Below are 13,118 nucleotides of genomic sequence, written 5' to 3' on the forward strand. Positions count from 1 at the left end.
CGTTGCCCATCCGTCACCGCTTACGCGCGCTGACGATCGCCGGTCTCGCGCTGCTGACCGGCGCGAGCGCGCTGCCCGCCACGGCCGCCCCGGTGGCCGCGCCGGACAGCGCGCTCCAGCCCTCGTCGGGCGGCCTGTCCGCCGTCATCCGCTACACCGAGTACGGCATCCCGCACATCGTCGGCAAGGACTACGCGAGCCTGGGCTTCGGCTCGGGCTGGGCGCAGGCCAAGGACCAGGTGTGCATCCTGGCCGACGGGTTCGTCACCCTGCGCGGTGAACGCTCGCGCCACTTCGGTGCCGACGCCGCGCCCGACAGATCGCTGTCCTCCGCCTCCACCAACCTCTCCAGCGACCTGTTCTTCCGCGGGGCGCGGGACGCGAGGACCGTGGAGAAGCTGCTCGAGAGACCTGCCCCGGCCGGGCCGAGCCGCCAGGCCAAGGAGCTGATGCGCGGCTGGGCGGCCGGCTACAACGCCTGGCTGAAGCAGAACAGGATCACCGACCCGGCGTGCCGCGGCGCCTCCTGGGTCACTCCCGTCACCGCCCTGGATGTCGCCCGGCGCGGCTGGGCCATCACCGTGCTGGGCGGCCAGGGCCTCGTCCCGGACGGCCTGTCCGGCACCGGGCAGCAGCCGAGGAAGGCCGCCGCCCGCTCCGCGCGGGACACCACGGACCCGGTGGCCGCGGCCCGTGAGGTCTTCGACCGGCAGAACGCCGACATGGGCTCCAACGCCGTCGCGTTCGCGGGTTCCACCACCGCGAGCGGCCGCGGGCTGCTGCTGGGCAACCCGCACTACCCGTGGCAGGGCGGCCGCCGCTTCTGGCAGTCGCAGCAGACCATCCCCGGTGAACTCGACGTCGCGGGCGGTTCCCTGCTCGGCATGCCCATCGTCGAGATCGGCCACAACCGGGACATCGCCTGGAGCCACACGGTCGCCACCGGCGTCCCGACCAACCTCTACGAGCTGAGGACCGCCCCCGGCGACCCGCACAGCTACCTCGTCGACGGCAAGCCCGAACGGATGACCAAGCGCACGGTCACCGTCCCCGTGAAGGGCAAGGACGGCCGTACCTCCGATGTCACCCGCACCCAGTGGTGGACCCGTTACGGCCCGGTGGTGACCTCCGTCGAGTCCATGCCCCTGCCCCAGACCGAGGGCACGGCCTACGCGCTGAACGACCCGAACGCGCAGAGCCTGCGGTTCGTCGACTCGTCGCTGGCGCTGAGCAGGTCCCGCAGCGTGCGCGACATCCAGGCCGGGCTGCGCCGCACCCAGGGGCTGCCGTGGGTGAACACCATCGCCACCGACTCCGCCGGGCACAGCCTCTACACCCAGTCGCAGGTGCTGCCGCGCGTCACCGACGAGCTCGCCGCACGCTGCTCCACCGCGCTGGGCCGGCAGACGTTCCCGTCCGCAGGCCTGGCCGTGCTGGACGGCTCGCGCGGCGACTGCGCGCTGGGCCGGGACGCCGACGCGGTGCAGCCCGGCGTCTTCGGCCCGTCCGCGATGCCGACCCTCCTCGACGCCCCGTACGCCGAGAACTCCAACGACAGCCCCTGGCTGGCCAACGCCGACCGGCCGCTCACCGGCTACCCGCGGATCTTCGGCGACACCGCCACCGCCCGCTCGCTGCGCACGCGCGGCGGACTCGAGGACGTCGCCGCCCTGGCCGAGCGCGGCAGGCTGACCGTCTCCGACCTCGAGCGGCAGCAGTTCGCCAACCGGGCACCGGCTGGCGCGCTGGCGGCCGCCGACGCGGCGAAGGCCTGCGCCGCGCTGCCCGGTGGGAAGGCGACGGGCGGCGACGGCAAGCCCGTGGATGTCTCGGCGGCGTGCTCGGTGCTGGCCGGCTGGGACCGCACGGTCGCCAAGGACAGCAAGGGCGCGCTGCTCTTCGACCGCTTCTGGCGCAAGCTCGTCAGGGCGGTCCCGGAGGACAAGCTGTGGCGGGTGCCCTTCTCCCCCTCGGCGCCCGTGACAACCCCGAACACGCTCAACACCTCTGCGGACGGCTTCGGCCGCGCCCTGGCCGACGCCGTGAGCGAACTGCGGTCGGCGGGCGTCGCGCTGGACGCGCCGCTGGGTGAGCACCAGTTCGTCGTACGCAACGGCAAGCGCATCCCGATCTCCGGTGGCGCGCACGCCCTGGGCGTCTGGAACATGATCGAGGCCCGCTGGGACGCCGGCACCGGGAGCTATCCGGAGGTCAGGCACGGCTCCAGCTACATCCAGGCCGTCGGCTTCGACGGCAGCGGCTGCCCGGTGGCCCGTACGCTCCTGACGTACGGCCAGTCCTCCGACCCCACGTCGCCCCACTACAGCGACCAGACCGAGCTGTTCTCGGCCGGCCGCATGGTCAAGAGCCGCTTCTGCGAGAAGGACATCCTGGCCTCGCCGAAGCTGAAGGTGGTACGGGTCTCCGAGCGCTGAGCCGCCTGCCCGGACGACCGACGGGCGCACCGCGCGAGCCGCGCGCGGTGCGCCCGTTCGCGTCGGGTGTCAGACCGCCCGGTCCCGGCCGTCCCAGTACGGCTGCCGCAGGTGGCGCTTGTAGAGCTTGCCGTTGGGGTCGCGTGGCATGACGGCGGTGAAGTCGACGGACTTCGGGCACTTGAATCCGGCCAGCCTGCGGGCGCAGTGGTCGAGGAGTTCGGCCGCGAGCGCGTCGCCCGCGGTGAAGCCGTCGGCGGGTTCGACGACGGCCTTGACCTCCTCGCCCCAGTCGTCGTGCGGGATGCCGAAGACGGCGGCGTCGGCGACGGCCGGGTGGCGCAGGAGCACGGACTCGATCTCGGCGGGGTAGATGTTGACGCCACCCGAGATGATCAGGTCGATCTTGCGGTCGCGGAGGTAGAGGTAGCCGTCCTCGTCGAGGAAGCCGAGGTCGCCGACGGTGAAGAAGTCGCCGACGCGGCTGGTGCGCGTCTTGTCCGCGTCCTTGTGGTAGGCGAAGCCGCCGGTGGTCATCCGCAGGTACACCGTGCCCATCCGGCCGGCGGGCAGCGGCTTGCCGTCGTCGTCGAGGACGGCGATCTCGCTGATGGGCCAGGCCCTGCCGACCGTGCCGGGCCTGCTCAGCCACTCCTCGGCGGTGACGAACGCGCCACCGCCCTCACTGGCGGCGTAGTACTCCTCGACGCACTTCCCCCACCAACCGATCATGGCCCGTTTGACGTGGTCGGGGCAGGGTGCGGCGCCGTGGACGGCGTGCCGCATGGAGGACACGTCGTAGGCGTCCCGCACCTTGCGCGGCAGGGCGAGCAGCCGCTGGAACTGGGTGGGGACCATGTGCGTGTGCGTGCAGCGGTGGGTCTCGATCAGGCGCAGCATCTCCTCGGGCGTCCATTTGTCCATCAGGACCAGCCGGTGCCCGATGTGCAGGGACGCGGCCGCGAACTGCAGGACGGCCGTGTGGTAGAGCGGCGAGCAGACGAGGTGGACGTTGTCGCCGAAGGGCTCGATGCCGAAGAAGCCGAGGAACCCGCCGAGATGGCTGTCCTCCGGCGCCCGGCCGGGCAGGGGGCGGCGGATGCCGCGCGGGCGGCCGGTGGTGCCGGAGGTGTAGTTCATGACCCAGCCGAGCGTGCGCCCGGCCGGCGGGGTGTCCGGCATGCCGTCGAGGAGTGCGGCGTACGGGCGGAAGCCGGCGATGTCCCCGACGGCGTAGCGACGGTCGGCGGGCAGGCCCGCCTCGTCGGCGGCCGCGCGTGCGGCGTCCGACCGGCGTTCGTGGGCGATCAGCGCCTTGGCCCCGGAGTCGGAGACGATCCAGGCGATCTCCGGGGCGACGAGGTGGTGGTTGACGGGCACGAGGTAGAAACCGGCCTGGGTGGCGGCCAGATGGGCGGTGAGGAATTCGACGCCGTTGGGGAGGACGGTGGCGAAGGCGTCGCCCGTGCGGAGCCCTGCTTGGCGCAGGGCGTGGACCAGGCGGTTGGCTGCCGCGTGGAGGCGGCCGGCCGGCCAGGCTTCCCCGGTGGGGGTGACCAGGACCGTGCGGTCGGGGTCTTCTGTAGCTTGTGCCCAGAATCCTTTCGGCCTGTCGGTCATGACGTTTCGTCCTCCCGTGCGGGCCGGTGGGTGGGTTGTGCCCACCCTCCCCCATAGCCTGAACGGCATGGGCGGTACCCCCATCGCCCTGCGGAACGATTGCCCACAACCAGGTTCAGCCTTCCCACCGCCCTCTCGAAGCCCCTTGTCAGGTCGTCGACCACCGCCTGTACGCTGCGGACCGTTCGCATGCTGCCGACTATCTGGCCCACCGGTGTGCCCAGCAGCGGTTCCGCCTCGTGTTTCTGGATGCGGGTCAGTGCTTCCGCCACCAGGAGGCCCTGGAGGGGCATCGGGAGGGGGGCGGGGGCGGAGGGGGCTTCCCAGGCGTCGGTCCAGGCAGTGCGGAGTTGGCGGGCGGGTTTGCCGGTCAGGGCGCGGGAGCGCACGGTGTCGCCGGAGCCGGCGGCCAGGAGCTTGGCGGTCAGGGCGCCCGAGGACAGGCCCGCCTCCTCGGTGGTGAGCCAGACCGAGCCGAGCCAGACGCCCTGGGCGCCGAGGGCGAGCCCGGCGGCGATCTGCTCGCCGCTGCCGATGCCGCCGGCGGCCAGCACGGGCAGCGGGTCCACGGCCCGGACGACCTCGGGGGTGAGCACCATGGTGGCGATCTCCCCGGTGTGGCCGCCGGCTTCGTAGCCCTGGGCCACGACGATGTCGACTCCCGCCTCCGCGTGCCGTACGGCGTGCCGGGCGCTTCCGGCGAGTGCGGCGACGAGGGCGCCGTGGGCGTGGGCGCGGCGGATGACGTCGGCGGGTGGCGGGCCGAGGGCGTTGGCGAGGAGCTTGACGGGGTAGTCGAAGGCGACGTCGAGCTGGGTGCGGGCCACCTCGTCCAGCCAGCCGGTGATGCGCCAGCCGGAGCCCTCGCCGTCGGGGAGTCCGGGGACGCCGTGCTCGGCGAGGGTCTTGCGGACGAACTCCCGGTGCGCGGTGGGGATCATCGCCTCGACGTCGGCCTCGGTGACCCCTTCGACCGTTTTGGCGGGCATCACGACGTCGAGCCCGTAGGGCAGGCCTTCGGTGTGCGCGTGCAGCCAGTCCAGGTCGCGGGCGAGGTCGCCGGGGGCGGTGTAGCGCACGGCGCCCAGGACGCCGAGTCCGCCGGCCCGGGTGATGGCGGCGGCGACGGCGGGGAACGGTGTGAAGCCGAAGAGGGCGTGTTCGATGCCCAGCCGGCGGCTCAGCTCGGTCCGCATGGGCGGCAGGATGCCGCAGCGCGCCCGACGAGGGAACCCGGACGGCACCACTTTTCTGACGCTAAGTCAGATAGGTGGTTGCCGGCCGCGCGTGGCGCGGGTCCGGCGCACCGCCGCGACCTGCCGGTAGAGCTCGACGGCCTCGGCGGAACGGCCCAGCTGTTCCAGGCAGTGCGCCTCGTCGTGGCGGCTGGCCAGCGCGTCGGGGTGGTCGGCCCCCAGCACCCGCTGACGGGCCTGGGCGACGTCGCGGTAGACCGCGAGGGCGTCCGTCCAGCGGCCCAGCCAGCCGAGCCCGACCGCCACCTCGCGACGGCTGACCAGGGTGTCGGGGTGGTCGGCCCCCAGTACCCGGGCGCGGATGGCGCACACGTCGCGCGCCTCGGCCAGGGCCTCCTCCCAGCGGCCCAGCCGGCCGAGGTTGACGCCCAGGCCGTGCCGGGCTCGGAGGGTGTCGGGGTGGGCGGCGCCCTGGACGCGCGTACGGTCCTCGACCAGGCCTCGGTAGAGCTCCAGCGCCTCCGCGCTGCGGCCGAGCCGGCCGAGGCAGATCCCGGCCTCGTAGCGGGCGGCGAAGGTGTCGGCGTGGTCGGCGCCCAGCACGCGGTCGCGCGCGGCGGCGACCGCCTGGTACATCCGCAGCGCCTCGCCCCAGCGGCCGAGCTGGCCCAGCGCGTAGCCGACCTCGTAGCGGGTGACCAGCGTGTCGGGGTGCTCGGGGCCCAGCACACGGGAGCGGGCGGCGGCGACGTCGCGCGCCATGGCGTACGAGTCCTCCAGACGGCCGAGTCTGCTCAGGTTGAAGGCCAGGTTGTGGCGGCAGCGCAGGGTTTCGGGGTGGTCGGGGCCCATCACGCGCTCGCGGGCGGTGAGCACGGCGGCGTAGACCTGGTGGGCCTCGAAGTGGCGGCCGAGCTGCCCGAGGACGTACGCGGTCTCCTGGCGGGCGGCGAGGGTGTCGGGGTGGTCGGGGCCCAGCACCCTTTCCCGGCCGGCGGCGGTCCGCGCGAACTCGCGCAGCGCGTCGCGGGGCTGTCCCAGCCGGCTGAGGGCGAAGCCGATCTCGTAGCGGCTGGCCAGGGTGTCGGGGTGGTCGGGCCCGAGGATCCGCTCGCGTTCGGCGGCGACGGCCCGTTGCACCTCGCCGGCCTCGGCCCACCGGTCGAGGCGGGCCAGGCGCAGGCCCTCGCTGTGCCGGGCGGCGAGTCCGGCCACGACTTCGGGGGGCGGCGGGCGCTCGGAGCCGGCGGTGCGCGGAGCGGTGCGGCGCGCACCGGAGCCGCCCGGTCCCACGGCCCAGGGCTCGGTCCAGGAGCCGGTGAGGGCGGCGGTGGGGTCCGGCGGCGGCTGGACGGGGCCGGTGCCGGCGGCCTTGGAGCCGGTGGTCATGTTCCGGGCCCAGCCGGGCAGCCGGGGCGGCCCGGACAGCCGCGTCGGCGTTCCCATGGGCGGCAGGCGCCCTTCGGGCGGGGTGCGGCGCGGTGGTTCGTCCGCCCGCAGCGGGGGCAGGGCGGCGATGCGCCGGACGAGCTCGGCGGCGTCCTCCGGACGGTCCCCGGGTTCCTTGGCGAGCAGGTCCAGGACGACCCGTTCGAAGGGCTCGGGGAGTTCGGGCCGCACCGGGCGCAGGGGCCGGGGCGGGGTGTCGCGGTGGCCCACCAGGACGGCCCAGGCGTCGTCCATGTCGAAGGGCGGGGCGCCGGTGGCGATCTCGTAGAGCACGCAGCCCAGCGAGTACAGGTCGCTGCGGTGGTCGACGTTGCCTGCGCCGATCTGCTCGGGCGACATGTAGTGCGGGGTGCCCATGGCGATTCCGGTGCCGGTGAGCCGGGCGGAGAAGCCGATGTCGTGGGCCAGGCGCGCGATGCCGAAGTCGCAGATCTTCACCGTGCCGTCGGCGAGGCGGACGATGTTGGCCGGCTTGAGGTCGCGGTGCACGATGCCCTGCCGGTGGGTGTAGGCCAGGGCGGCGGCGACCTGCTCGGCGATCTCGATGACCTCGGGCACCGGCAGCGGGTGCTGGCCGTTGTCCTCCAGCAGCTGGGAGAGGTTGCGCCCCTCGAGCAGCTCCATGACGAGGTAGAGCACGCCCTCCGACTCGCCGAAGTCGTGCACGACGGTGATCCCCCGGTGCTGCAGGGAGGCCGCGACCCGCGCCTCGCGCCGGAACCGCTCACGCAGGACCCGCAGGTAGGACTGCTCGTGCTGACGGCCCATGGGCTTGAGGCACTTGACGGCCACGTGCCGGCCCAGCGACTCGTCGCGGGCCCGCCACACCTCGCCCATGCCGCCCCGCCCGATCAGGTCGAGCAGCTGGTAACGGCCCTGGATCAGCCTGGTGTCCGCCATGCCGCGCCGCCGCCCCCGTCGATTCGCTGTGCCCTCCCCCGGCCCCTCAAGTATGGCGGCCCGTCCGAACGGCTTGTAGGCCGACGGAGGCGGCGCCGACGCGCACACTGATCTCCGAGCGGGGTCGGCTGGGGGCGCTCGGCGGCCTAAGCTTCGCGGGGACCGGGGCTTCGTCCTCACAGCTGATCCGCTGGAGCCCCGGGTGCCCGCCCGACCCGCGAAGGAAGAACCGATGCCCTCCACCCCCGCCGCCTCCGTGCTGTTCGTCTGCGTCCACAACGCCGGCCGCTCCCAGATGGCCGCGGGCTTCCTCCAGCACCTCGCGGGCGACCGCGTCGAGGTCCGCTCCGCCGGCTCGGTGCCCGGCGACCGGGTCAACCCCGCCGCCGTCGAGGCCATGCGCGAGGTCGGTATCGACATCTCCGGCCGGCGGCCCAAGGTCCTCACCACCGAGGCCGTCCAGGCGTCCGACTACGTCATCACCATGGGCTGCGGCGACGCCTGCCCGGTCTTCCCCGGCAAGACGTACCTCGACTGGGCCCTGGAGGACCCGGCGGGCAAGGGCGTCGAGTCCGTCCGCCCGATCCGCGACCGGATCAAGGCCCGCGTCGAGGCCCTGATCGCCGAGATCGACGCCCGGCGGGAGGCGTGACCGGGACGTCCGCGCCCCTCGGCACCCCGGCGCCCCTCAGCGGCGCACCCTCGGCATGCCCAGGCCGATCCAGGAGATGATCTCCCGCTGGATCTCGTTGTTGCCGCCCCCGAAGGTGAAGACGACCGCGCTGCGGTAGCCGCGTTCGAGCTCGCCGTGCAGGACGCCGCCCGCGGAGCCCTCCTTGAGCGGCCCGGCCGCGGCGAGGACCTCCATCAGCCAGGCGTAGGCGTCCCGGCGGGCCTCGGAACCGTAGACCTTGACGGCCGAGGCGTCCTGGGGGGTGAGCGTGCCGTGCTGGAGGGCGTCCACCATGCGCCAGTTGAGCAGCTTCATCGCCTCGAGGCGGATATGGGTGCGGGCGAGCCGGCCGCGGACCCAGCCGAGGTCGATGACGCGGCGGCCGTCCGCCAGCTTGGTGGCGGCGGCCCAGCGGCGGACGTCGCGCAGCGCGGCTGTGGCCGTGGCGCCGTGGGCGGCGAGGGTGACGCGCTCGTGGTTGAGCTGGGTGGTGATCAGGCGCCAGCCCTCGTTCTCCTTGCCGACGCGGCGGGTGGCGGGCACCCGGACGTCGTCGTAGTGGCTGGCGGTGGTGTCGTGCGAGGCGAGGGTGTTGATGAGGGTGCAGGAGTAGCCGGGGTCGCTGGTGGGGACGAGCAGGATGCTGATGCCCTTGTGGCGCGGGGCCTCGGGGTCGGTGCGCACGGCGAGCCAGACCCAGTCGGCGGTGTCGCCGTTGGTGGTCCAGATCTTCTGCCCGTTCACGATGTAGTGGCCGTCCCGTTCGTCGCCCTCGCGCACCGCGCGGGTGGTGAGGGCCGCAAGGTCCGTGCCGGCGCCGGGCTCGCTGTAGCCGATGGCGAAGTCGAGTTCGCCCGCGAGGATCCCGGGCAGGAAGTACGCCTTCTGTTCCTCGGTGCCGAACCGCATGAGGGTGGGCCCGACGGTGTTGAGCGCCATCAGCGGCAGCGGGACACCGGCCTGCGCGGCCTCGTCGAAGAAGATGAACTGTTCGACGGGGGTCATGCCGCCGCCCCCGTACTCGACGGGCCAGCCCACCCCCAGGCGGCCGTCCGCGCCGAGGCGGCGGATCGTGGCGCGGTAGAACCTTTTGCGTTCGGCGGGGTCGGCGTGCCGTTCGTACGCGTCGTCGGGTACCAGTTCCGCGAAGTACTCGCGCAGTTCGGCCCGTAACCGCTGCTGCTCGGGGGTGTACTGGAGTTCCACTGGCCCTCCACGTCGTCGCCTCGCCGGCCGGTCGCTCGCGCGTGCCGGCGCACACCGTAGAACGCGTCGCGGCAATGCGGAAGGCGAAGAGCGGCTGTCGCGAAGGACCACCGGCGGAAACGGATCAGGGCGGACCCCGTGAGGAGTCCGCCCTGATCAACCCGAACGCGTGCCGGGCTCAGCGCCCCACGTGCCGGCGGTGGCGTCCGCCGCGGCCGGGGACGGGCACGGTGGCCGGGTGGCCGTAACCGGCCTGCGCGGCCTCGAGCTCGGCGCGCTCCTGCTCCAGACCGAAGCGGGTCAGCAGGGCCCCCAGCACCGGCAGGCGCTCGAGGTTGGGCAGCAGCCAGGCGTGCCACACACCGGTGATGAAGAAGATCGCGGAGCCGGCGATCAGCACGGAGCCGAAGGTGTCGGTCGGGTAGTGGGCGCCGACGTACATCCGGGAGAAGGCCACCAGCAGGACGGCGAGGACGCCGAGGACCACGACCGTGCGGCGGTGCCGCGACCGGCGGAAGAGGAAGTACACGGCGACGGCGACGGCGACCGTGAAGGCGACGTGGCCGCTGGGGAAGCTGTTGGAGCCGATCTCGGGGTCCAGCATGAACTCACGGGGCGGCCGGGGCCGGGCCACGAGGGCCTTGGCGATCTGGGTGCTGTTCCAGCCGACCGCGACCACCAGGAAGGTGGCGCTCGCCGTGATGGGCCGGCGCCGCACGAACAGCAGGTACCCGCACCAGACCGCGAGGATCAGGACGCCGGCGACCGGCGAGGCGCAGTAGCTGATCATTTCCATCGTGGTGTTCAGCCAGCCGGTGCGCGTATTGGTCTGGATCGTCCGGTCCAGGTCCAGGTCGTGCGGCTGGATCAGCTTGGTGTGCGCGGCGATCATTCCGAGCGCGATCGCGGTCGCGAACAGCAGGATGGAGTTGCGCAGCCAATGGCGCACGTAGGGCATGGGTGGGGCGTCCTTTTGTATCGGTACGGCGGTACCAGGGCGGCAGCACGGTATGCGTACGGTCCGGTGACGAGTACATGCCGCGTGGAGGTCGTCGACGCGGCTGCACAGCAAAAAGTACACGCGCGGAGGCGGGCGCCCGTCCGGGCGTGGGGGCTCGGGCCGCGCGCGGGCGGGACGGGCGGGGGCCGGGGCGTGAGGGGGGTCACACCGGCCGGTGACGGGCGTCACGCCATCCGGTCACCCGCCGGTGTCCGGTGATCACAGATCGGTGAGCGACGGCCACCCGCGCGTGAGCGTTCGGCGGCGGCACCGGCCGGTCGCGAGAGCTCAGGACCAGTCCACCACCAGCCGGTCGCCCTCCACGGCGACCGGCGTGCCGAAGGCGGCGCAGGCGCGGGTGAAGCGGTCGCGGATCCACTCCCACTCGTCCCCGCGCGCCCGCGCGGTGTGGCAGAAGTCCAGGAAGACGGGCACGGCCTCGAGCCGGACGGGCCGGGGGCGGGCGGGGGCGGCGCCGTCCAGCGTGACCAGGAAGAGGAGCCCCAGGTCGTTGCGGAGCCGGGCGTCGACCGCGTAGTCGTCGACGAAGTCGCCCATGTCGTGGACGACGCGGTGGGCCACCCCGTGGAAGACGTGCGCGGAGTGCCCGGCGACCAGGGTCGCTCCGGCCTCCAGCAGCGCGGAGGCGGCGTCCTGTACGTAGCGCGGGGGGCGGGAGGTCATGTTGGGGCCCCAGTGCGGGGTGACGAGCACGGCGTCGGCCTCGTCGGCCGCGCGGGCCACGAGGCCGGTGAGCCAGCCGGGCACGCCGTGGCGGAGGTCGGCCAGCGCCACTCCGGGGCGGCCGGTGTCGGCGGCGAAGTCCTCCGGGTGGTCGGTGGCGCCGACGACGGCCAGCCGGATACCGCCGGCCTCCAGCACCGCGAACTCGCGCGCGGCGGCCAGGTCCGGCCCCGCGCCCACCACCCGGACTCCGGCCTCGGCGAGCAGCGCGAGGGTGTCGGCGAGGGCGTCGTAGCCGTAGTCCAGGGCGTGGTTGTTGGCCAGGGTCACGCAGTCCACGCCCAGCTCCGCGAGGATCGCGGCGGCCTCCGGCGGGGCGCGGAAGAAGAAGGGTTTGCCCGGTGCGGGCCAGGGCTCGCCGCGGCCGGAGACGCAGCACTCGAGGTTGAGGACGAACAGGTCGGCCCCGGCGACGATCGCCCGGAGCTCGTCGCACAGCAGCGCCTCGGCCGTGGGCGTCCGGGCCAGCCGCTCGGCGACCCCGCGCCCCAGCATCGTGTCGCCCGCCATCGCCACCGTGATCGGCGCCATCCGGCTCCACCTCCGTCGTACCCCTCACTGCTCCCAGGGTGTCACCGGAGGGCACCCGAGGCGATGCTCGCCGAGGCCCGATCCTTGTCGGGCTCCTGACAACCCCTGGCTCGTACTGGCACCCTCATGGCGGCACGCACACTCCCCGCCGCCGAAGCCGGAAGGAGCCGACATGGCCCTCCTGCCCTCACGCCCCTCGCATCCCTCCCGCCCGTCCCACCCCTCCCGCCGTCGCACCGGAGCCGCCGCCGTGTTCGCCGCGGCCATCGCCCTCACCTCCGCCCTGCAGAGCGTCCCCGCCACCGCCCGCCCCGCCACGGGCCCCGCGCCCGGCCCGGCCGTGGGCATCGGCTGCGGCACCACCGTGGGCAGAGTCCCGCTCGACACCACCTACAACCCGGCCACCGGCCGCTACGAGCTCACCGACGCCACACGCGGCAACCACAGGACGTACGACATGCAGGGCGCCGCCACGGGCACCGGCGTCCTGGTCACCGACGACGACAACGTCTGGTGCGAGGGCGGCCGGCAGTCGGACGCGGTCGCCGCCCACTACGTCCACGCCGTGTTCTGGGACTACTACCGCCAGGTCCACGGCCGCTCGGGCATCCGGGGCGACGGCAGAGCCGGCTGCAGCCGCGTCCACTACCGCAGCGCGTACACGAACGCCTTCTACGACCACACGAACCTCTGCATCACCTACGGCGACGGCCCGTCCCCCTACGGGCCGCTCACCCGCATCGACGTCGGCGTGCACGAGATGGCCCACGGCGTCACCGCCTCCACCGCCGACCTGTCCTTCTACGGGGAGGCCGCGGCCCTCAACGAGGCGACGAGCGACATCTTCGCCGCCGCGGCGGAATTCCACGCCGCCAACCCGGCCGACCCGGGCGACTACCTCGTCGCCGAACAGCCCCCGGACATCAACGGCGAGAAGCCGCCGCTGCGCCACATGGACCGCCCCTCAAAGGACGGACGCTCCAAGGACTACTGGTACTCCGGCATCAACCGGATAGACCCCCACTACGCCTCCGGCCCCGCGAACCACTTCTTCTACCTGCTCGCGGAGGGCAGCGGCCCGAAGATCATCAACAATGTCAGGTACGACAGCCCGACGTACGACGGCAAGCCGGTCACCGGCATCGGCAGGCGAGCGGCCGAACGCATCTGGTTCAAGGCGCTGACGGAGCGCATGACGTCGAACACCGATTACCACAAGGCGCGCACGGCGACCCTGGCCGCGGCGGCCGTCCTCCACGGCGCGGACAGCGCGGAGTACAAGGCGGTGGACGCGGCCTGGGCGGCGGTCAACGTGACATGAGACGCCGCCCTACCAGCCACTCCACCAGCCGCTCCACCCGCGC

Annotated in this window: 9 protein-coding genes; 3 read left to right on the forward strand and 6 right to left on the reverse strand. The window is 73.5% G+C overall.

Annotated features, from left to right (window positions below; all coding sequences use genetic code 11):
- Positions 1 to 2: 2 nt before the first annotated feature.
- Positions 3 to 2,435, forward strand: a complete 2,433-nt coding sequence (locus ACIG36_RS12635; protein ID WP_399925965.1) for a penicillin acylase family protein — start codon at positions 3 to 5, stop codon at positions 2,433 to 2,435.
- A gap of 69 nt (positions 2,436 to 2,504) precedes the next feature.
- Here the strand turns inward: ACIG36_RS12635 and ACIG36_RS12640 are convergent, their stop codons facing one another.
- The 3 genes from ACIG36_RS12640 to ACIG36_RS12650 form a co-directional block, all read right to left on the reverse strand.
- Positions 2,505 to 4,055, reverse strand: a complete 1,551-nt coding sequence (locus ACIG36_RS12640; RefSeq protein ID WP_399925967.1) for an acyl-CoA synthetase — start codon at positions 4,053 to 4,055, stop codon at positions 2,505 to 2,507.
- Entirely contained in the window at positions 4,052 to 5,251 is a 1,200-nt protein-coding gene (locus ACIG36_RS12645; RefSeq protein ID WP_399925969.1) for an NAD(P)H-dependent flavin oxidoreductase, read from the reverse strand. Before ACIG36_RS12645 ends, ACIG36_RS12640 begins: the two co-directional genes overlap by 4 nt.
- Before the next feature lie 66 nt (positions 5,252 to 5,317).
- Positions 5,318 to 7,600, reverse strand: coding sequence for a tetratricopeptide repeat protein (locus tag ACIG36_RS12650; protein ID WP_399925971.1), 2,283 nt, complete (start codon positions 7,598 to 7,600; stop codon positions 5,318 to 5,320).
- 232 nt (positions 7,601 to 7,832) lie between these two features.
- Between ACIG36_RS12650 and ACIG36_RS12655 the strand changes: the two genes are divergently transcribed.
- A complete protein-coding gene (locus tag ACIG36_RS12655) occupies positions 7,833 to 8,252 on the forward strand; it encodes an arsenate reductase ArsC (RefSeq protein WP_399925973.1) in 420 nt (139 codons plus the stop codon).
- Positions 8,253 to 8,288: 36 nt separating this feature from the next.
- Here the strand turns inward: ACIG36_RS12655 and ACIG36_RS12660 are convergent, their stop codons facing one another.
- The 3 genes from ACIG36_RS12660 to ACIG36_RS12670 form a co-directional block, all read right to left on the reverse strand.
- On the reverse strand, positions 8,289 to 9,479 hold the full coding sequence (locus ACIG36_RS12660) for an acyl-CoA dehydrogenase family protein (protein ID WP_399925975.1): 1,191 nt from the start codon (positions 9,477 to 9,479) through the stop codon (positions 8,289 to 8,291).
- Between the two features lie 178 nt (positions 9,480 to 9,657).
- The gene (locus ACIG36_RS12665; RefSeq protein WP_399925977.1) at positions 9,658 to 10,437 is read right to left on the reverse strand and encodes a phosphatase PAP2 family protein; all 780 of its coding nucleotides are present in this window, start codon (positions 10,435 to 10,437) and stop codon (positions 9,658 to 9,660) included.
- Positions 10,438 to 10,767: 330 nt separating this feature from the next.
- Complete coding sequence (locus ACIG36_RS12670) at positions 10,768 to 11,754, reverse strand: CapA family protein (protein ID WP_399925979.1); 987 nt, start codon at positions 11,752 to 11,754, stop codon at positions 10,768 to 10,770.
- Between the two features lie 172 nt (positions 11,755 to 11,926).
- On the opposite strand from ACIG36_RS12670, the gene ACIG36_RS12675 reads away from it, so the two are divergent.
- Positions 11,927 to 13,075 (forward strand): M4 family metallopeptidase, encoded by a 1,149-nt coding sequence (locus ACIG36_RS12675; protein ID WP_399925981.1) that lies wholly within the window; start codon positions 11,927 to 11,929, stop codon positions 13,073 to 13,075.
- Positions 13,076 to 13,118: the final 43 nt, after the last annotated feature.

This window comes from Streptomyces sp. NPDC053048 (genome assembly GCF_044547045.1).
Taxonomy (GTDB): Bacteria; Actinomycetota; Actinomycetes; order Streptomycetales; family Streptomycetaceae; genus Streptomyces.